Annotated in this window: 19 protein-coding genes and 1 tRNA gene; 15 read left to right on the plus strand and 5 right to left on the minus strand. The window is 60.2% G+C overall.

Annotation, left to right across the window (positions count from 1 at the left end):
- Window position 1: 1 nt before the first annotated feature.
- Genes hrcA through HMPREF3053_RS04025 form a run of 9 tightly spaced genes read left to right on the plus strand, consistent with a single transcriptional unit; the run spans window position 2 to window position 8,362 of the window.
- A complete protein-coding gene (gene hrcA / locus HMPREF3053_RS03985; RefSeq protein WP_016423119.1) occupies window positions 2-1,039 on the plus strand; it encodes a heat-inducible transcriptional repressor HrcA in 1,038 nt (345 codons plus the stop codon).
- Between the two features lie 2 nt (window positions 1,040-1,041).
- Window positions 1,042-2,172, plus strand: coding sequence for a molecular chaperone DnaJ (gene dnaJ, locus HMPREF3053_RS03990; protein WP_070767307.1), 1,131 nt, complete (start codon window positions 1,042-1,044; stop codon window positions 2,170-2,172).
- Between the two features lie 43 nt (window positions 2,173-2,215).
- Window positions 2,216-2,995 carry a 16S rRNA (uracil(1498)-N(3))-methyltransferase gene (locus HMPREF3053_RS03995; RefSeq protein WP_049189612.1) on the plus strand — a complete coding sequence of 260 codons (780 nt, stop codon included), beginning with the start codon at window positions 2,216-2,218 and terminating at the stop codon, window positions 2,993-2,995.
- 12 nt (window positions 2,996-3,007) lie between these two features.
- Window positions 3,008-4,036, plus strand: a complete 1,029-nt coding sequence (locus HMPREF3053_RS04000) for a PhoH family protein (protein WP_049189611.1) — start codon at window positions 3,008-3,010, stop codon at window positions 4,034-4,036.
- A gap of 16 nt (window positions 4,037-4,052) precedes the next feature.
- Window positions 4,053-4,586, plus strand: a complete 534-nt coding sequence (ybeY, locus tag HMPREF3053_RS04005; RefSeq protein ID WP_005511056.1) for an rRNA maturation RNase YbeY — start codon at window positions 4,053-4,055, stop codon at window positions 4,584-4,586.
- A complete protein-coding gene (locus HMPREF3053_RS04010) occupies window positions 4,583-5,911 on the plus strand; it encodes a hemolysin family protein (protein ID WP_016423115.1) in 1,329 nt (442 codons plus the stop codon). Before ybeY ends, HMPREF3053_RS04010 begins: the two co-directional genes overlap by 4 nt.
- 4 nt (window positions 5,912-5,915) lie before the next feature.
- Complete coding sequence (gene era, locus HMPREF3053_RS04015) at window positions 5,916-6,857, plus strand: GTPase Era (RefSeq protein ID WP_042389423.1); 942 nt, start codon at window positions 5,916-5,918, stop codon at window positions 6,855-6,857.
- A gap of 4 nt (window positions 6,858-6,861) precedes the next feature.
- Complete coding sequence (gene recO, locus HMPREF3053_RS04020) at window positions 6,862-7,611, plus strand: DNA repair protein RecO (RefSeq protein ID WP_016423113.1); 750 nt, start codon at window positions 6,862-6,864, stop codon at window positions 7,609-7,611.
- A complete protein-coding gene (locus tag HMPREF3053_RS04025) occupies window positions 7,595-8,362 on the plus strand; it encodes an isoprenyl transferase (RefSeq protein ID WP_049170724.1) in 768 nt (255 codons plus the stop codon). Before recO ends, HMPREF3053_RS04025 begins: the two co-directional genes overlap by 17 nt.
- A 35-nt stretch (window positions 8,363-8,397) precedes the next feature.
- Here the strand turns inward: HMPREF3053_RS04025 and HMPREF3053_RS04030 are convergent, their stop codons facing one another.
- On the minus strand, window positions 8,398-8,892 hold the full coding sequence (locus HMPREF3053_RS04030; RefSeq protein WP_016423111.1) for a Fur family transcriptional regulator: 495 nt from the start codon (window positions 8,890-8,892) through the stop codon (window positions 8,398-8,400).
- Window positions 8,893-9,082: 190 nt separating this feature from the next.
- Here HMPREF3053_RS04030 and HMPREF3053_RS04035 point away from each other — a divergent pair, with 190 nt between their 5' ends.
- The 3 genes from HMPREF3053_RS04035 to HMPREF3053_RS04045 are packed head-to-tail and all read left to right on the plus strand — an operon-like array spanning window position 9,083 to window position 11,441.
- On the plus strand, window positions 9,083-10,468 hold the full coding sequence (locus tag HMPREF3053_RS04035) for a glycine--tRNA ligase (RefSeq protein ID WP_049170727.1): 1,386 nt from the start codon (window positions 9,083-9,085) through the stop codon (window positions 10,466-10,468).
- Window positions 10,468-11,037: a hypothetical protein gene (locus tag HMPREF3053_RS04040; RefSeq protein WP_049189625.1), complete on the plus strand. Its 570-nt coding sequence runs from the start codon at window positions 10,468-10,470 to the stop codon at window positions 11,035-11,037. Before HMPREF3053_RS04035 ends, HMPREF3053_RS04040 begins: the two co-directional genes overlap by 1 nt.
- A complete protein-coding gene (locus tag HMPREF3053_RS04045) occupies window positions 11,025-11,441 on the plus strand; it encodes a hypothetical protein (RefSeq protein WP_049189624.1) in 417 nt (138 codons plus the stop codon). The genes HMPREF3053_RS04040 and HMPREF3053_RS04045 overlap by 13 nt, the downstream gene beginning before the upstream one ends.
- An 8-nt stretch (window positions 11,442-11,449) precedes the next feature.
- On the opposite strand, the gene HMPREF3053_RS04050 is transcribed toward HMPREF3053_RS04045, so the two are convergent.
- On the minus strand, window positions 11,450-13,483 hold the full coding sequence (locus HMPREF3053_RS04050; protein ID WP_222865373.1) for a TPM domain-containing protein: 2,034 nt from the start codon (window positions 13,481-13,483) through the stop codon (window positions 11,450-11,452).
- 28 nt (window positions 13,484-13,511) lie between these two features.
- Between HMPREF3053_RS04050 and HMPREF3053_RS04055 the strand changes: the two genes are divergently transcribed.
- Window positions 13,512-14,804 carry a deoxyguanosinetriphosphate triphosphohydrolase gene (locus HMPREF3053_RS04055; RefSeq protein WP_048732682.1) on the plus strand — a complete coding sequence of 431 codons (1,293 nt, stop codon included), beginning with the start codon at window positions 13,512-13,514 and terminating at the stop codon, window positions 14,802-14,804.
- A 4-nt stretch (window positions 14,805-14,808) separates the two neighbouring features.
- On the opposite strand, the gene HMPREF3053_RS04060 is transcribed toward HMPREF3053_RS04055, so the two are convergent.
- Entirely contained in the window at window positions 14,809-15,312 is a 504-nt protein-coding gene (locus HMPREF3053_RS04060) for a guanyl-specific ribonuclease (RefSeq protein WP_070438686.1), read from the minus strand.
- 120 nt (window positions 15,313-15,432) lie between these two features.
- Here HMPREF3053_RS04060 and dnaG point away from each other — a divergent pair, with 120 nt between their 5' ends.
- Window positions 15,433-17,364, plus strand: a complete 1,932-nt coding sequence (gene dnaG, locus HMPREF3053_RS04065) for a DNA primase (protein WP_080971472.1) — start codon at window positions 15,433-15,435, stop codon at window positions 17,362-17,364.
- 14 nt (window positions 17,365-17,378) lie between these two features.
- Here the strand turns inward: dnaG and HMPREF3053_RS04070 are convergent, their stop codons facing one another.
- Both HMPREF3053_RS04070 and HMPREF3053_RS04075 read right to left on the minus strand, forming a co-directional pair.
- Window positions 17,379-18,011, minus strand: a complete 633-nt coding sequence (locus HMPREF3053_RS04070) for an MBL fold metallo-hydrolase (RefSeq protein WP_048732678.1) — start codon at window positions 18,009-18,011, stop codon at window positions 17,379-17,381.
- Window positions 18,008-19,165 (minus strand): S-(hydroxymethyl)mycothiol dehydrogenase, encoded by a 1,158-nt coding sequence (locus tag HMPREF3053_RS04075; protein ID WP_070653269.1) that lies wholly within the window; start codon window positions 19,163-19,165, stop codon window positions 18,008-18,010. The genes HMPREF3053_RS04070 and HMPREF3053_RS04075 overlap by 4 nt, the downstream gene beginning before the upstream one ends.
- A 276-nt stretch (window positions 19,166-19,441) precedes the next feature.
- Between HMPREF3053_RS04075 and HMPREF3053_RS04080 the strand changes: the two genes are divergently transcribed.
- A tRNA-Asn gene (locus tag HMPREF3053_RS04080) sits at window positions 19,442-19,513 on the plus strand.
- The last annotated feature ends 282 nt before the right edge of the window (window positions 19,514-19,795 follow it).

Raw genomic sequence — 19,795 nt, forward strand, 5'->3', positions numbered from 1 at the left:
CATGTCATCTCAGACGGATAAGCGCAGGCAGGAAGTTCTTCGGGCAATTGTCTCGGATTACGTAGCTTCCCAGGAGCCCGTTGGCTCGAAGGCTCTGGTGGAGCGCCACAATCTGGGTGTGTCCTCGGCGACCATCAGAAATGACATGGCGGTGCTGGAGGCTGAAGGTTATATCCAGCAGGAACATGCATCGTCCGGGCGTATCCCGACTGAGAAGGGCTACCGCCTTTTTGTGGACAATCTTTCGCAGATTAAGCCGCTGTCCCGGGCCGAGCGCCGAGCTATCCTCGAGTTCCTCGAAGGCGGCGTCGATTTGGAGGACGTTCTGCGTCGCAGTGTGCAGCTGCTGGCTCAGCTAACCCGCCAGGTTGCAGTGGTGCAGGTGCCGACGCTGGAGGTCTCCCGCGTCCGGCACTGCGAGGTCGTACAGCTCGCCGACGCGCGATTGTTGCTGGTAGTCATCACTGACACCGGGCGCGTGGAGCAGCGCAATGTTGAGCTGCCAGCACCGATGGATCCCGATCTCGTGCCGCTCTTGCGTGAGCATTTCAACCGCGCAATGTCGGGGCACACGCTTGCCGACGCGTCGATTGCGATCTCCGATCTTGCGGCTAACGCCCCGCGTGATTTGCGGGATGTGCTTATTCGCTGCTCGACGGTGCTGGTGGAGTCGTTGATTGAGAAGCCGAATGACAGACTCATCCTGGCCGGAGCGTCGAATTTGACCCGTGGTAATATGGCCGGTCGCTTACCTTCTACGTTGCCCATGGTTCTTGAAGCTCTCGAAGAACAGGTGGTCGTGCTGAAACTGCTGTCGGCCGCGCAGGATTTGCACCACGTTCGCGTTTCTATCGGTGAGGAAAACGAGGACGAGGAGCTGCGCGCTACCTCAGTTGTTTCAACCGGCTATGGCACCGGCACCGAAATTTTGGGTGGCATGGGCGTAGTTGGCCCCACATTTATGGATTATCCGGGAACAATTTCCTCGGTTGCTGCTGTTGCACAGTACGTTGGCCGGGTATTGAAAGGAAGTAGCTAAAGTTGGCACGCGACTATTACGGCATCCTCGGAGTGGAGAAGGACGCTACGGACGCTGAGATTAAAAAGGCGTACCGAAAGCTGGCGCTCAAGTACCACCCAGACCGTAATCCGGGTGATGAAGAAGCTGCGGAGAAGTTCCGTGAGGCCTCTGAGGCGAACGAGGTCCTGCTGGATCCTGAAAAGCGCCGGATTGTGGATATGGGAGGAGATCCTCTCAATCCGCAGGGCGGTATGCCAGGCGGTGGCTTCGGCGGTTTCGGTGGCGGCGGAGTCGGCGATATCTTCGAGGCATTCTTCGGCGGTGCCGGTGGTACCCGCCAGCGCCGCTCGCGTGTGCAGCCAGGTGCAGATGCGCTGCTGCGTATTTCGCTGGGCCTCGATGAGGCATTCACCGGTGTCCGCAAGCCCATCACGGTGGACACCGCGGTGCTGTGTGAGCAGTGCGAGGGAACTGGCTCGAAGTCCAAGTCCAAGCCGACGATGTGTACCAGCTGTGATGGTACTGGCGAGATTCAGCAGGTCCAGCGTTCCTTCCTGGGCAATGTGATGACCTCGCGGCCGTGCCCGACTTGTGAGGGCACCGGCGAAATTATCCCCGATCCGTGTAACAACTGCGGTGGCGATGGCCGCGTCCGTGCTCGCCGTGATCTGACGGTCAACGTTCCGGCAGGTATCTCTGATGGCATGCGTATTCGCATGGCAGGGCAGGGCGAGGTCGGCCCGGGCGGCGGCCCGGCGGGTGACCTCTACGTGGAAGTTGCCATGGACCCGCACCCGGTATTCGAGCGTGAGGGCGATGATTTGCACTTTAACGTGCAGGTGCCCATGGCTGATGCCGCACTTGGTACCGAGTTTGAGGTCGACGACCTGCTCGGCGAGCCAATGACCATCAAGGTTGATTCAGGCACCCAGCCGGCAGAGCAGATTCGCCTGTCGGGCAAGGGTATGCCACATCTGCGCGGCGAGGGCAACGGCGACGTGGTCGCACACGTCGATGTCACGGTGCCGACGAAGCTGGACCGTAAGTCCCGCGAGCTGCTGGAGAAGCTGCGCGAGCACCGCGATGATGATGCCAAGGTGGCTAATTCCAGCGAGCGACACGGATTCTTCTCCCGTTTCCGTCGCCGTTGAACACGCCATCCCCCCATAGCCCCACAGTGAGTGTGAAGCACGCATGAGTTTGCCCGTATTCCTCGGTGATTTCGCCGAGCTGCCGCACCCGGAGGAAATCATTCGGATCCTCGGGCCTGAGGCAAAGCACATCAGCGTTCGCAGGTTGAAGGAAGGCTCGGAGATTCTCCTGGCCAATGGCGCGGACATGGTGGTGCGGGCACAGCTTATGCATGTTGACCCGCGCGAGGTTCACGTCCGCGTAATCGCTGCCGAGAAGCGTGCACGTCCAACGCCGCACGTCACGGTAGTGCAGGCGTTGCCGAAGTCGGATCGTGCCGAGCTCGCTGTTGACTTGATGACCGAGGCTGGGGTTGACGAGATTATCCCGTGGGCGGCAGTGAACTGTGTGGCCCGTTGGCAGGGTGCAGCAAAGGTCACCAAGGCGCGCGCAAAGTGGCAGTCGGCTGCACGCGAGGCAGCGAAGCAGTCTCGCCGTGCATGGATTCCGCCGGTTGCAGATCTGCATAGCTCCGCTGATATCGAGCAACTCATCCGGGAAACTACGTCAGCAGGTGGTGCGGCAGCAGTTTTGCACGAGGAGGAAACAACTCCATTCGTGGACTTCGCCGCACAAACAGCAAACGCTGACAAGGTTCTTTTCATCGTCGGCCCAGAAGGGGGAGTGAGCCCCGAGGAACTCGAGGCCTTCCGCGCCGCCGGCGCGAGTTCGGTGGTGCTCGGCCCGACGGTTCTCCGTAGCGCCCTGGCTGGAGCTGCTGCTCTCAGTGCGCTGGGCCCGCTGACGAAGCGGTGGGGCGGCACGCCCAAGAGTGGTCAGTAGGATAGACGCATAATGACAAAATATTCAGTAACTGCTCGTACCACGGCCGTCGTCGAGCTCGATGATAATCTCGCGCCGATTGTGGTCGGTCACGCGGATCAGAATCTCCGTCTGCTGGAATCCCTACTGGCAGCGGATATTCATGTCCGCGGCGGGGTTGTAACAATCAAGGGTGCGCCGGCGGATGTCTCTTTGGCTGTCCGCGCATTCAAGGAGCTTGAGGCAATGGCCCGTCGTGGCCATGAGCTCTCCCCGGAATCAGTGCGGCACGCGGTGGGCATCGTCGATCGCGGTGAAAAGTCCGCCAGTGAGGTGCTCGGTGGCGGAATTGTGACGCACCGCGGCAAGACCGTGCGTCCGAAGACCGAGGGGCAGAAGAACTATGTCGATGCCATCGACCGCTTCAACGTTGTGTTCGGCATTGGCCCCGCCGGTACTGGCAAGACCTTCCTGGCTATGGCAAAGGCTGTTGCCGCACTGAAGGATAAGCAGGTTGAGCGCATTATTCTGACTCGTCCGGCGGTGGAGGCCGGGGAGAACCTGGGCTTTTTGCCGGGTACTTTGCACGAGAAGATTGACCCCTACCTGCGCCCGCTGCACGATGCGATGCGCGAGATGCTTGAACCGGAGCTAATTCCAAAGCTGATGGAAACCGGGGTAGTGGAGGTTGCACCACTGGCTTATATGCGTGGTCGCACCTTGAACAATGCGTTCATCATTCTCGATGAGGCGCAGAACACCACTCCAGCACAGATGAAGATGTTCCTCACGCGTTTGGGCTTCGGATCGAAGATGGTCATCACAGGTGATGCCAGCCAGGTTGACCTGCCCCGTGGGCAGAAGTCCGGTCTGGCAGTTGCCCGTGAGGTGTTGCGTGGCGTGCCGGGAATCGCGTTTCCGGCGTTGGCCGCGGCCGATGTGGTGCGAAACCCCTTGGTCACCGCAATTGTCGAGGCCTACGATGACTACGATGCCTATAACGAGGGCATTGCGCAGGGCGCCGAGTCCTCACCCAAGCGACAGTCCGCCACCAAGCGATAAAGGACGCTGAAATTACATGAGCATTGAAGTTTTCAACGAGTCCGGTCAGGGCGTCAATGAAGAATCGCTTATCGACGTTGCCCGTTATGCGTTGGGTCGCCTGGACGTGCATCCGGCAGCTGAGCTGAGCATTCACATTGTCGACTTGAAGACGATTGAAGATCTCCACGTGCGCTGGCTGGACCTGCCGGGGCCGACGGATGTGATGAGCTTCCCGATGGATGAGCTCACTCCCGGCTCTGGTCGCCCCGATGCTGCCAGCCCAGGACCTGCCATGCTTGGCGACATCGTGTTGTGCCCCGAGTTTGCCGCGGGGCAGGCGGAGCGTGCAGGTCATCCGCTGAGCCACGAGTTGGTTCTGCTCACCGTGCACGGCGTACTGCACCTGTTGGGTTATGACCATGTCACGGCGGAGGAAGAGCGCCAGATGTTCTCCCTGCAGAATGGCCTGTTGGCGGATTGGTACGACGACATCGATCGTCGTGGCGTGAGCTTTTCCGAAAAACCAATTAACCCCAATGCGTTCCCGGAGCGTTCTAACGAGCGATGATCACTTTGATAATTGTCGCCGTTGTGGCGATGATCTGCGCTGGCGGACTTAACACAGTCGAAACTGCGGTCGCAGGCATTTCCCGTGCGCGCGTGGCAGAGCTGCAGCGTGACGAGGTCGCGGGTGCTAATGCGCTTCTCAAGGTCGTAGAAAATCGCGCTCGGCACGTCAATGTGCTGGTGATTTTGCGGACGCTGTGCGAGTCAATCGGTGCAGTGACGCTTGCGGCAGTTTGTCTTAAGCTTTTCGAGCCGGAGCGCTGGGCCATTGTGGCTGCAGTGGTGTTGTTGGCTCTGTTCACCTTCCTGGTCCTCGGGGTGTTTTCCCGCACGATGGGTCGGAAGAATCCGTACTCGATTTCCCTCGCCACCGCGGTCGTTCTGAGTTTTATGGCCAAGGTGTTGGGGCCACTGGAAAAGTTGCTGATTTGGTTCGGCAACATCATCACCCCTGGTGGTGGCTTCCGCGATGGCCCGTTCGCCACTGAAGTCGAGTTGCGCGAGATGGTCGATATCGCCCAGGAGCGCGGCATTGTGGAGCACGATGAGCGCCGCATGATTCAGTCTGTGTTCGATCTCGCGGAAACGTCGGCACGCGTTGTTATGGTTCCGCGCCCAGAGATGGTGTGGATTGAGGCGGATAAGCACTGTGGTCAGGCAGTGGCCCTATGCGTGAAGTCGGGTCACTCGCGACTGCCGGTGATTGGCGAGAGCGTTGAGGACATCGTCGGCGTCATTTACTTGAAGGACATTGTCCAGCAGACGTACTCGCGTACTGATGGCGGCCGCGGTGTTCGCGTCTCCGAGGTCATGCGTGACTGCGTTTTTGTGCCCGATTCCAAGCCACTGGATGACCTGCTCGATGAAATGCAGCGCACCCGCAATCACATCGCCATCCTCATCGATGAATACGGATCGGTCGCCGGCCTTATCTCTATTGAGGACATCCTCGAGGAGATTGTCGGTGAGATCGCCGACGAATACGACGAGGCCGAGCAGGCCCCCATCGAACCACTGGGGGATGCCTCCTACCGCGTGCAGGCGCGCCTCAGCTTGGGCGAGCTCATAGAGCTTTACGACGAAGCCCACGGGCGCCAACTCGTCTTCGATGACGAGGTCACCGATGAGGTGGATACGGTCTCCGGTCTGTTGGCATATGAGCTTGGACGTGTGCCACTGCCCGGTTCGTACGTAGAATATGCAGGACTGAAGTTTACCGCCGAGGGCTCGCGTGACCGTCGTGGTCGTATGCGAGTACGCACTGTGGTGGTGGAGCCGACTGCGGAGTTTTACTCCGAGGAAGAAGATACTGATGGGCAATCTTGATGACATGCTGGCCAATGCTGGACTTGGCGGAGATGCTGATGATTACAGCGCGCCGGAGGGCTTTCGCTCTGGGTTCGTTTCCATTGTGGGGCGTCCGAATACCGGTAAGTCCACGCTGACCAATTCCCTGGTGGGCGAGAAGATCGCTATTACCGCTAACCAGCCGGAAACCACGCGTCATCCAGTCCGAGGTGTAGTCCACCGCGAGAACTGTCAGATTGTTGTCGTGGATACGCCAGGTCTGCACAAGCCACGCACGCTGCTCGGTGAGCGCCTGAATGACATGGTTCAGGAGACCTACTCCGATGTGGACTTGGTCGCGATGGTCGTGCCTGCCGACGAGAAAATTGGCCCCGGTGACCGCTGGATTTACGAGAACGTCTCCAAAGGTTGCAAGAACATCATGGGCATTGTGTCCAAGGTGGATAAGGTCTCGCGCGACACCATTATTGAGCGCCTGATCGAGCTGCAGGAGTTGCTCGGTCCGGATGCCGAGCTGGTGCCACTTTCGTCGAAGTCCGGCGAGAACATCAACACGCTGATTGATGTCATGGCTTCCCAGTTGCCGGAGGGACCGCGCCTGTACCCGAAGGGGCACATCACCGATGAGGATCTGCACACCCGGATGGCGGAGCTCATTCGCGAGGCGGCCCTCGGCGGTCTGCGCGATGAGTTGCCGCACTCCGTGGCAGTCCAGATTGATGAGGTGCTGCCGAACCAGGATCGCGAAGGCGTCCTGGATGTCCACGCCGTTATCTATGTCGAGCGTTCGGGGCAGAAGTCCATCCTCATGGGGCGCGACGGTCGACGCATGGGCACCACCATTCACAAGGCTCGTAAGGAACTCATTGCGCTGCTCGGTCAGAATGTTTACCTCGACCTGCGCGTGAAGGTGCTGAAGGACTGGCAGTCGGACCCGAAGCAGCTGGGCAAGTTGGGATTCTAAAAAGTTGGTCGAGCCGTATCGCGACCGTGCGCTGGTCGTACGCCGCTACGACCTCGGCGAAGCCGACCGCATCATCGTCCTTTTCACCCGCGACCACGGCCTAGTCCGCGGTGTCGCCAAAGGCGTGCGCCGCGCGAAGAGCCGCTTCGGCTCCCGCCTCTCACCATTCGTCGACGTGGATGTCAACATCTACCCACGCCGAGGACTGTCCACTATCGCAGGCGCAGATACCGTGCGCACGTGGGCAGCACCGCTTGTCGACGACTATGCGCGCTACACCTGTGCGTGTGCAGTCCTGGACGTCGCCGAACGCATTGTCGGCGAGGAGCAAGTGCCGGCTCCCGAATTGTGGGATCTCACCACCCAATCGCTCGACGACGTTGCGGCCGGTCGCCATCGCCCCGATTTGTTGCTGACCTCCTACATCCTGCGAGCAATGGCGCAGGCAGGTTGGCAGCCAAGCCTCTTTGAATGCGCAGGCTGCGGCAAAGCCGGGCCTCATCATGCGTTTTCTCCCGCATTAGGTGGAGCAGTGTGCACCAACTGCAGGCCACCGGGTGCAGATACTCCGCCGACCGAGGTTCTGCATCTGATGTGGCAGCTTGCTCATGAGCAATGGGCGGGCATCGATACGTCGTCAAGCGAATTCGAGGGACGAATGGCGACGGCGCGTACCCTAACGGCGAAGTACCTGCAGTACTACCTGGGCCGCCGGGTGCCGGCGCTGGAACATGTGGATGCTTTTTGGCAGTAAACGTCAGCGGTGGGGCACAATAGGAAGCGTGTTGAATCCTCCTGTACCGCAGCAATTCGTGCCCAATCACATCGCGCTCGTGATGGACGGCAATGGTAGATGGGCCGAACAGCGTGGGCTCAAACGCACCGAGGGGCACAAGCGTGGTGAGGCCGTGCTGATGGAGTGCGTCGATGCTTGTTTGGAGATGGGCGTCAAGCACCTGTCGGCTTACGCATTTTCCACTGAGAATTGGCGCCGTTCGGTCGATGAGGTCCGATTCCTAATGGGCTTTAATCGCGATGTGCTGCGCCGACGTCGTGATGAGCTGGATTCGAAGAACGTTCGCGTGCGTTGGGCAGGGCGTCGCCCGCGACTGTGGCGCTCGGTGATTAAGGAACTTGAGATTGCCGAGGAGCAGACGAAGGATAATGACGCGCTAACTCTGTATATGTGCGTCAACTACGGTGGTCGCGCTGAAATTGTTGATGCTGCTAGAGAGATTGCTCGTCAGGCAGCAGCGGGGGAGCTCAGCGAATATGACTTGACCGAGAAGTCTTTCGCACAGTTCCTGGATGAGCCGACTATGCCGGATGTTGATCTGTTCCTGCGTCCATCGGGCGAGCAGCGCACGTCCAACTTCTTAATCTGGCAGTCCGCCTATGCGGAGATGGTCTATCAGGACAAGCTTTTCCCGGATTTCGGTCGGGATGACATGCGCGCCGCAGTGGTGGAGTACGCCAAGCGCGACCGTAGGTTCGGCAAGGCCTAGAGCCGGTATTTTTTTTGGGGGGGGGGGAGCCCAGGCTACTTCTTCTGGCAGTCCCTGCACAGGCCGAAGACCTCAGCAGTGTGCCCGGTCAGATTAAAACCGTGCTCCTCCGCAAGGCTGTGAGCCCACTGCTCGACTGGTCCGCCAGCGACTTCAACGGTGCTGCCGCAATCGGTGCAGACCAGGTGATGATGGTGGTGGTCACCGCACAGCCGGTAGAGAGCCTCTCCGGAGGCATTGTGCAGAACATCGACAATGTCCATTTCTGCAAGGGACTGGAGCGTCCGATAGACCGTCGTCAAGCCGACCTTGTCCCCACGTTCCGTCAGCGACTTATGAATGTCAGCAGCGGAGCGAAAATTAGGGGCCTCACTCATAATCGACACGACGGCGCGGCGTTGGCGAGTACTGCGCTGGCCGATGCGGGTTGCGGCCGGCCGCGCGGAGGCGTGTGCCCCGGTGCTAGCGGGGGAGCCCGTACCACGTGGGTTTTCGCCAGAACTAACTTCGTGCATATCTTCGCCAGCCATGTAACCGACACTACCCGGTATCGGTTGGACAAGATGCGCTAGAGTATAGGGGAACTTTTAACTGGCCTGTTGGGGTCAGTACATTTTGCTTTTCATTATGTCGTTCGCCGCACGGAACGGGCTGAATTGTGTGCCCGGAAAAGGCGTGTGGTGTGCGATGCGAAGCCATTTATAAGGAGTGGTCTAGACCGTGGCACCTAAGTCAGTTGTCGATACCGTCGCCAACCTGTGTAAGCGCAGGGGGTTCGTTTACCCGTGTGGTGAAATTTACGGCGGTACCCGCTCGGCATGGGATTACGGTCCCCTGGGTGTGGAGCTGAAGGAAAACATCAAGCGCCAGTGGTGGAAGACCTTCGTCACCGGCCGTAAGGATGTCGTCGGCCTGGATTCCTCCATTATCCTGCCGCGCCAGGTCTGGGAAGCTTCCGGCCACGTCGCTACCTTCACCGACCCGCTGGTGGAGTCCCTGCACACCCACAAGCGCTACCGCGCTGACCACCTGCTGGAGGCCTACGAGGCCAAGCACGGTCACCCGCCGGCCAATGGTTTGGCAGACGTTCCGGACCCGGAGACCGGTCAGCCGGGCAACTGGACCGAGCCGCAGATGTTCTCCGGTCTGATGAAGACCTTCCTCGGCCCGGTCGACAATGAGCAGGGCCTGCACTACATGCGCCCGGAGACCGCTCAGGGTATCTTCGTCAACTTCAAGAACGTTATGACCACGGCTCGCCTGAAGCCACCGTTCGGTATCGGCCAGACCGGTAAGGCATTCCGCAACGAGATCACCCCGGGTAACTTCATCTTCCGTACCCGCGAGTTCGAACAGATGGAGATCGAGTACTTCGTCGCACCGGACCAGGCGGAAGAGAAGTTCGATGAGTGGGTCGACGCCTGCTGGAACTGGTTCATTGACCTGGGCGTTAACCCGGAGAACATGCGTCAGTTCGACGTTCCGAAGGACGAGCGCGCTCACTACTCTGCACGCACGATTGACTTCGAGTACCGCTTCCACTTCCAGGGCAACGAGTGGGGCGAGCTGATGGGTGTCGCCAACCGTACGGACTACGACCTCGGCTGCCACATCGAGCACTCCAAGGAAGACCTGCGTTACCACGACCAGGTCACCGGCGAAAAGTACGTTCCGTACGTCATTGAGCCGTCCTTCGGTCTGACCCGCGCCTTGATGGCCTTCCTGTGTGATGCCTACACCGAGGAAGAGGTGCCGAACGCAAAGGGCGGCACCGACACCCGTACCGTGCTGAAGCTAGACCCGCGTCTGTCGCCGGTTAAGGTTGCTGTTCTGCCGCTGTCGAAGAAGGACACCCTGACTCCGACCGCTGAGGCTGTCGCGGACAAGCTGCGCCAGTACTGGGCCGTCGATTACGACACCTCCGGTGCTATCGGCCGTCGTTACCGTCGCCAGGATGAGATCGGTACTCCGTTCTGTGTCACCGTTGACTTCGATACTCTCGAGGACAACGCTGTGACCGTCCGTGACCGCGACACCATGGAGCAGGAGCGCGTCAAGATTGACGAGCTGGAAGGCTACCTCGCAGCTCGCCTGGTGGGCTGCTAATGGCCGAAGAAGTTTTTTGGGAATCCTATAGTCTCGGCGACGGCTCTCGGGAAAAATCCGAGCAAACCTGGCCGATTCTGAAGGAAAGCACCGAAGTCGGCACGTACATCCGTGATGAGCAGGGCGATCGCCTCAACACCCCGGAAGGGGAGTGGGTCATTGACGCCTCTGCTAATCACCGTGTTTCCGCCACGCTTCCCGACGGCCGCGTGTTCTCGACCGTTGCTGCTGACCGTGACAAGATTTCGCGAGCCAAGCAGCTTTCAGTGACCTTTGGGCCGGTTCGTCCTGAAGGCAAGCTGGTGTGCGAGGGATCGACGAACTACGTCATCGAGAATGCGAAGACCGGCGAGAAGTGGGGCCAGTTTACCGGTGCGTCCCGTGGCGTGCGCCACGCAGAGGTGCAGTTCGACACCGATGAGGGCCGTGCGCTGCCGGAAGAGGAGAAGATCTTCCTGGTCTACAGTGCTCGTCGAGTGCTGGAGTCCCGCATGGTTTCCTCTACCTGGATTCTCACTGTCTGCTTGCTCTTGCTGATTGCCTATATGATTTGGGTGTGGATCGTGTAGCAACTATTGCAGACAGCGTCGTTTACGACGAGAACCAAAAGACCCTGTCCGACGGCTGGAGCTGTCAGGACGGGGTCTTTAGTGCTTTCTGGATCACCTCGCCACAAGGGCGTGGCTGGCAGGTGAAAGCCCGCTTTTTTAGCACGAACGCGCTAGTGATGACGAATCCGGATGAGGGGGATTCTTTTGTCCTAAACAGAGAAGGACGGGGAATTCGCACGGTCTTCGACATCGAACGGCCAGGCTATGAGCTCGCCCGAATCGTCAGAGAGGACAGCCTAGGCCGAGGGGTATTTGGTGTCTATGCCCAGAAAGGAGACTTCCGGGGGAGTTTCGAAGACTGGCTGATTGCCGCCTCTCTGGCGACGTGGTCTGTGGATGGACCACGCCAGATGCGAATTTAGGCGGGAATCTAGAAGCCCATTGTGCTGCCGGAGCCGCCTGGTCGGCTCGAACCCCCGCCGAAACCGCCGAATCCGCCGATACTGCCACCAAAGCCGCTGTTGTTGCTGAGCATGCTGCCTAGCACCATGCCGGCGACCATCGAACCGTTGCTGCCGCCACCGCGGCGCTGATCCTGGTAGCGGCGGATGTCACGGCGGGCCAAGTCAGCGGCCTCAGCCGCGAGCTTGCGCGCACGACGTGCGTAGGCCAAAGCCTTTCGCGGATCGTCGTTGGCCAAGCCCTGAGCAGAGCCGTAAGCACGCTGCGCCTCCGCGAGGCGAGTGCGAGCCTCAGCACCAACCACACGGCGGCGGGTAGCAATTAAGTCAGCCGCGGCGCGAATGTGATTGTCGGCATCCTGCATGCTGTGCTGCAAAGTAGCGGTAGCGCGGGCGAACGATGCGGCCTTGTCTCGAGCGGAGTCGAGGGCTTCGTCGAGTAGCTCATCGGCATCGGTCAGTGCGGTCCAGGAACTCAGTGGATCCACTTCGGACTTATTGGCTGCCACACCGAGTGCTTCACGGCCTGCTTCGATGGCCGCATTGAGACGCTCGCGGTTGATGTTGGCGCCTTGCGGTGCCGACATCAGGTGCGAGGCCTCATCGATTTCACCGCGGACCTCGGCGATAAGGGAAGCCAGTCCAGCGACTGCAGCGTGAATATCGCTATCGGCGTGTTCAATGGCCTCCAGAAGACTCTCTGCCTGTGTGAGCGCAAAGTCGGTGGCCGACAGCGCATCAATCAGACCACCTTGCTCACCGGCAGGTAGGTCCGCGATGCGGCGGGCCTCAGACATTGACTGGTCAGCCTGATTCAGGTGCTCCGTGGCCATGTCGATATTGTCGGTCACAGAGCTGAGCATCTGCTCTTCGTAACGTGCGCGCAGACCATCGAGAATTTCGCCGGCACGCGGCATACGTGAACGCAGCTCGACACTTCGCTGAGTGAGCTTCGAAATCGTCGCTTCAGCATTCATCAACTCCTGGCGGAGTTTCTGGAAGTTTGCGGCCTCGCCGTCGAGCTGGTCATCCGCAACACCACAGGTGGAGATAATCTCCAGCAGGACACTGCGGCGCTCGATTTCGTCGGACACGGAGCCGTCGTCAAGCTGTTGGCGAAGTGCAAACGCACGCTCGAGCGTGGACTGAGAGTGCTTCAGTGCGTTGTCGAAGCTGCGGATGCGTTCGGTGCCGAACTCAGCGCGGGCGAGGTCGAGCTCGGTGCGGGCTTTGCGAATGGACTCATCGGTACTGACAATCTCATCGTGCGCAAGAACATCGAGCGAGCTGGTGCTCAGCGAGTCCAGCGAAGAGACATCCTTGGGGTCGATGTTGCGGCCACGAGCGATCTCCTCCTCATCGCGCTTCTTCTTATTGCGGCGGCCCACGGCCCAGGTGGCGCCACCGACAACGGCGGCACCACCGAGGCCGGCGCCGAGTGCCCACCCACCGGCGGAGCCGCTGCCACCGCCTGCCTCGGCGATGGCAGCTTCACCCGCAGCTGCCCAGTTGTCATCCTCTAACAACTGCCCTTGAGCTGCTCTGTTGATGGCCTCCGCGTTGCGGGGGAAGGAGTCTCCGACGAAAGCGCCGAGGTTTCGGTCTTCCACGGCGACGACCAGGACACCGCGGTTGTCGGCAGCTCCGAGGTGCTCCCAGGCCTGCTGCGCCCACTGTTCGCCCTGAATGCCGTCGAAGCTCTTGATGTAAAACACCGAGAACAGGAGTCGCTTCTCTGTCTTGAGCTGCTGAATCTGCTCCTTCAGACGAGCTTCATCGCCGCCGCTCAGCACACCTGCGAGATCAGCCACCTCGCCCGACACATCCGCCGGTGCCTCGGCGTGCGCCAGGGATGCTGACGGCGCGAGTGCCAGCAGCGAAGCAGGTGCGTGAACCGGTGGCTGTGCCGGTAGTGCGGCAGTAATTAGCGGCATGCTCAGGCCGAGAAAAGCACCCGATGCGGCAAGGTAAAGGGGGCGAAACACGCGATTCCTGTCAGACATATCTACAAGGATACGTAACAATAATTACGTGGCCGGTAAATTTTCGTATTCATCTTTTGAACTCGCTCGTATTGTCGAGGAGTCTCCGAAGCAGTCATTGCTGCCCGGGGTGCAGTCCTTGGAAACCCACCGGGCGGCGTTTGCACGAGATCGCGCCCGCGTCCTGCACTCCGCAGCGCTGCGCAGGCTGGCTGACAAAACCCAGGTTGTGGGGCCAGGGGAGGGCGATACTCCCCGCACACGCCTGACTCACTCGCTGGAGGTCGCGCAGATTTCCCGCGGAATCGCCAGCGAGTTGGGTGCAGATGAGGATCTCGCAGAGCTGGCCGGCCTGACCCATGACATCGGGCATCCGCCGTATGGCCACAACGGCGAGCGCGCCCTCAACGAGATTGCCGCTGGGTGCGGCGGGTTTGAGGGCAACGCGCAGACGCTGCGTATTCTCACTCGCCTCGAGCCGAAGGTGCTCGATGGTACAGGTGAGCCCTGCGGACTCAATCTCACTCGGGCGGCGCTCGATGCGGCTTGTAAGTACCCGTGGACGCCAATCGGTCCCGATGGTCAGCTCCGCCACAAGTACGGGGCCTACCAGGAAGATGCCGCAATTCTGCAGTGGATTCGCCAGGGCGTTCCGCACGGCAAGCAGTGTCTTGAGGCGCAGATCATGGACTGGTCTGACGATGTCGCCTATTCCGTCCACGATGTCGAGGATGGCATCGTCTCTGGCCGCGTTGACCTGGGTGTTCTGTGGGACACGGTGGAACTGGCCGCACTCGCTGACAAGGGCGCTGCCGCATTTGGTGGCGATCCAGCGGAGCTCGTCGAGGCTGCCGGGCGTCTTGCCAGCTTGCCGGTGGTATCAGCTGCGGCGTCCTATGATGGTTCGCTGCGCTCGCTGGTCGCGCTGAAACGGATGACCTCGGAGCTGGTCGGCCGTTTTGTCACTGCTTCCGTCGCGGGTACGCGTGCTGCCTCCGGGTCGACGCTTCCGCTCGGGCGTTACGACGCGGACCTCGCCGTGCCCAGCTCGATTCTGGCCGAGGTCACCATGCTGAAGACCATCGCCGTGCTGTATGTGATGGATCTTCCGCGTCATATTCGCCGTCAGGAGCGTGAGCGCGATCGCCTTTTCCGGGTGGCCGAGTATCTGCAGGAGGGTGCTCCGGGAACGCTTGATCCGATGTTCCAGTGGCTCTATTCCCGCGCGGAGAGTGACCAAGCGCGGCTGCGGGTGATTGTTGATCAGCTAGCGTCAATGACGGAGTCGCGTGTAGAGCGGCTTGATCGCCAGATTGCTGGTGTGGCCGCGGCGTGGGGATAGTTGTCTACTCCTCCGCGTCAGGAATTTCGCAGAAGCTCTCGTAGTGGTCGTCGGTGTAGTACCAGACATCCGGATCGTTTTCGGAACCGCCGCCGACAACGATGCGGCGTGCACCGCGGCTGGAATTGCCCGGGGTGGTCACGGTGTATTCGCGGTAGTAGTCACCGCGCTCCTTCGGCAGGCGTCCCTCGTAGTTGCCGAAGTGCTTGCCGTCGTGCTGCGAATAGATGTGGTCCTGGTCGGTCAGGATGCGGTCGATAACATCGTCGGCCTCCTGCGGCAGGGTATCTACTGCGCAGGTGGCACCCTTTGTGCCGGCCTTGTTGCTGCCCAAGTTGGGGCCAGGTTTAGGGCCTGGTTTCGCGCTGGAGGCAGTGGAATCCTGCGACCCCTGTGAGTTCTCGGATGCCGTAGAGTTCTGGTCTCCGCCATCGAGCCCGAAATAACTACCAGCCAGCACCAGGGCGGCAGCGCCTACACCGCTCGCAATCTTCTTCCACTCAGCCATGGCTAGTATCTTTCCATATCTGTCGCCGCCGGCACGTTTTTGGGTTGGGCGCGGGCGGCTCGTCGGCATGCGAAACCTCTACGGCGGAGTCGATTGGACGGTTTGGGTAAGGTTATTTTCATGGCTAGGGGAAGAATTCCGGACTCCGATATCGCGGCAATCCGCGAACGGACTCCGATTGAGGAGATCGTTGCAGAATACGTGAACCTCAAACCGGCTGGCGCGGATTCTCTGAAAGGGCTTTCGCCTTTTAAAGACGAGCGCACGCCGTCGTTCCACGTACGCCCCAATCATGGCTACTACCACTGCTTTTCCACCGGCAAGGGCGGTGATGTATTCAGCTTCCTCATGGAGATGGAACACCTGTCTTTCCCGGAGGCTGTCGAAGCCTGTGCGGAGAAAATTGGCTTCCACATTAACTATGAGGGCGGCGGCACGGGCCGTCGCGAGGAACCGGGAACTCGCCAGCGTCTCATCGCCGCAAACCGCGAGGCACAGAAGTTCTACCGCGAACAGTTCTCCACTCCAGCGGCAGCGCCCGCGCGCGAGTTTCTGGAAAACCGCGGCTTCACCGCCGAGCACGCGGCCCAGTTCGGCTGTGGCTACTCGCCGGCCGGCTGGGACACTCTAACCAAGCACCTGCAGCGCCTGGGCTTTAGCTTCGAGGAGTTGGACAAGGCGGGTCTTTCCAAGATGGGGCGCATGGGGCCGATCGATCGTTTTCACCGTCGTCTCATGTGGCCGATCCGCAATATGTCCGGCGATGTCATCGGTTTTGGTGCCCGCAAGCTTTTCGACGATGACAATCTGGGCAAGTACATGAACACGCCCGAGACCATGCTGTACAAGAAGTCCAAGGTCCTTTTCGGCTTGGATCTGGCAAAGAAGGACATTGCCACTGGTCATCAGGCTGTAATCGTGGAGGGCTACACTGACGTCATGGCCATGCACGCCTCAGGCGTGACCACGGCCGTCGCGTCCTGCGGTACCGCTTTCGGCGAGGAACACCTCCAGCTGCTGCGCCGTCTCATGCTCGACGACAACTTCTTCCGCGGCGAACTCATCTACACCTTCGACGGCGACGAGGCAGGACAGAAGGCCGCCATGCGCGCCTTCGAGGGGGAGCAGAACTTCACCGGCCAGTCCTACGTCGCGGTCGCGCCGGACGGCATGGATCCGTGCGATCTGCGCCAGAAGAAGGGCGAGGCCGCAGTGCGCGATCTCGTTGCTTCACGACGGCCATTGATCGAATTTGTCCTCCGCACACTTCTGGCCGACTATGACCTGACCACCGCTAATGGCAGGGTCTCCGGGCTGCGCCGAGTGGTGCCTGTCCTGGCCCAGCTCAAGGACGCGGCGCTGCGCGATGAGTATGCCCGCGAAGTTGCCGGCTGGATCGGCTGGAATGATGAGGCCGAGCTGGTGCAGCGCGTCCGCGAGGAGGCCAGTCGGCCACAGAATGAAAAGCGCACCCCCTACCAGCGTCGCCAAGAAGAGGCCCGTGCCCGTGAAGAGGCGGAGGAAGCGCGGCGCCGGCGCAACCCGGCACTGCCGTATCCAAATCCGCGGGACCCTGTGCTCTATGCGCAGCGTGAGGCCCTTAAGCTGGCAATTCAAGAGCCCGCCACCACCGGCCCGGTATTCGATGCGCTCGCACCCGAGACCTTTGGGCATCCGACCTACCGGGCGGTATTCGATGCCATCATGGCTGCAGGTGGTGCCTGCGGGGAAGCGGCCACACAGCCACATAGTTGGGCGACCGCAATTATGGATCAGGCGCGGGAGGACGTCGTCAAGCATCTCGTGACTGAGCTGGGCGTGGAGCAAATCGCCGTCGATGCAGAGACGCTGCGCCCGTATGCGCAGGCGATTCTGGCGCGGTTGCAGGAGGTGTGGGTCGGTGACCAAATTGCACAGCTGAAGGCGATGCTCTCACGAATGCGCCCCTCAGACGACGAAACCGCCTACAACTCGCTGTTCGCGGACCTGCTCGCGATGGAGCAGTACCGCCGCGAACTGCAAGCAGAGGCGGTCAAGGTCGTGTTTGAGTAGCTAGTGGCTAGCGACTAGTAGCCGCGGCGAATCCACTCTTCCAAGTGCGGAGCCTCGCGGCCAATCGTCGTGTGGTCGCCATGACCCGTGCGGACAGTCGTTTCCGCAGGCAGAGTCAGCAGATTGTCGCGGATGGAGTTAATAATCGTGTCGAAATCCGAGTAGGACCGACCGGTCGCCCCCGGACCGCCGGAAAACAGCGTGTCACCAGAGAACAGCTCCGCGGCCTCCGGTACGTACAGACAGCACGAGCCAGGGGAGTGGCCCGGAGTGTTAATAATGACAACCTCCGTGCCCGCAATCTCCAGGCGCTGACCATGCGCGAGATCCTCGTGCGCCAGATCCGGCCAGGACTGCTCCCACAGCATCTGGTCGCCCGGGTGGACGAGCAGGGGAGCGTCGAGCTTCTCCTGCAGTTCAGGGGCCACAGTGATGTGGTCGTTGTGTGCGTGGGTGCACACGATGGCCTTTACCTTGCGACCATCCACCGCATCGATAATCGGCTGCGCCTCATGCGCCGCGTCGATGACAATGACCTCACGGTCATCGCCGAGCACCCATACGTTGTTGTCTACGTCCCACGTGCCACCATCGAGCGAGAACGTGCCCGACGTGAGAACGTGGTCAACCCTCAAATCCTTGTTCACAGCGTCACCACCGATCGCAGTACCTTACCGGCCTTCATAGTTTCGAAGGCCTCATCAACATCCTCAATGCCAATGCGCTCCGTCACGAAGCCCTCTAGTGGCAGGCGGTTCTGCAACGACAGATCCACCAGCATCGGGAAGTCGCGCTCTGGCAGGCAGTCGCCGTACCAGGACGACTTCAACGCACCACCGCGGCTAAACACATCCGCCAGCGGGATATCCAGCTCCATTGTCGGCGCCGGAACGCCGACCAGAACAACGCGTCCAGCCAGGTCACGGGCGTAGAACGCCTGCTTGTAGGTTTCCGGACGGCCGACCGCATCGATCACGACATCAGCACCGAAACCATCGGTCAGCTCACGCACTCGCTTAACGACGGGATCCTCTTCCCCGGTGCCCTTATCGCTCTTAGCCAGCTCCGCAGAGTTAATAGTCTCGGTCGCGCCGAATTCGCGGGCGGTGTCCAGCTTCTCGTTCGAGATATCGATGGCAATAATCTTGCTAGCGCCGGCCAGCTTGGCACCGGCGATAGCGGCCGTACCAACGCCACCGCAGCCGATGACGGCTACCGATTCACCGCGCTTGACCTCGCCGGTGTTAATAGCCGCACCGATGCCGGCCATGACACCGCAGCCCAGCAGGCCCGCAACGGCCGGATCGGCTGCCGAATCGACCTTGGTGCACTGGCCCTCGTGGACGAGGGTGGCATCCGCAAAAGCGCCGATTCCAAGTGCTGGGGTGAGGACGGTGCCGTCGGCAAGCGTCATGGGCTTGGAGGCGTTGAAAGTGCTAAAGCAGTACTGTGGCTCACCACGCTTGCAGGCGCGGCACTCGCCACAGACGGCGCGCCAATTGAGGACAACGAAATCGCCGACGGCAACATGCGTGACCTCTTCGCCAATCTCGGAGACCACGCCTGCGGCCTCGTGGCCGAGGAAGAACGGGTACTCGTCGGTGATATCGCCGTCGCGGTAAGCCAGGTCTGTATGGCAGACGCCGCAGGCCTGGATGTCAACAATGACATCGTTCGGGCCCGGGGACGGGATGTGGATATCAGTAAGTTCTACAGGTGCGCCTTTTTCGCGGGCGATAACGCCGCGCACAACGCGTGCGGTTTGCTCGGTGTTTTCGGTTCCGTTGGTTTGTTCAGACATAAGCCCCATCGTATGAGCGCGGTATGAAAAGTGCATGATGGAAAGCATTTTCAGTACTGGTAGGAGCTTTGTGGGCGCTGTGTGAGGTTGCGTGGATTGTGTGGATTGCGTGGCTCTGAGAACTCACAACGGTGTCATGACGTGTGGGAAAAGAAGGTATAAATTGACCTTTGACCTGGCGATTTGTGAGTTTCAAGGGGTCTGGGTAAAGTATCTATCCGTCGCAAGGAACGGCATGGCCGAAGTTCGGTTTAGCCGGTTCTGTGCGGTGGATATTCCTCCATAGCTCAATGGCAGAGCATTCGACTGTTAATCGAAGGGTTGCTGGTTCGAGTCCAGCTGGAGGAGCAATTAAGCCAGGTCAGAGAGTTTTTCTCTGGCCTGGTTTTCGTTTAAGAAGACGAAGAAGACAAAAACAGACAGAAAATAATCCAAGCCCTAGGAAAGTCGGAAAAGCGTGTCTGGGCGGTGCGTCGCCGGTGGGCACCTTTCGCCACTTACCCCAGTGCGAGTTACTGACTGCGTTTATGGCTGATGGCGTTGGGTGGATGCGAGTTACTGACTGCGTTTATGTCAAAAATGGCTCGAAAAATGGTCGGTAGGGTCAGGCGGTCATTGCATCATGGATAA

The sequence above is a fragment of the Corynebacterium sp. HMSC064E07 genome, from assembly GCF_001815745.1.
In the GTDB taxonomy this organism is placed as follows: domain Bacteria; phylum Actinomycetota; class Actinomycetes; order Mycobacteriales; family Mycobacteriaceae; genus Corynebacterium; species Corynebacterium jeikeium_D.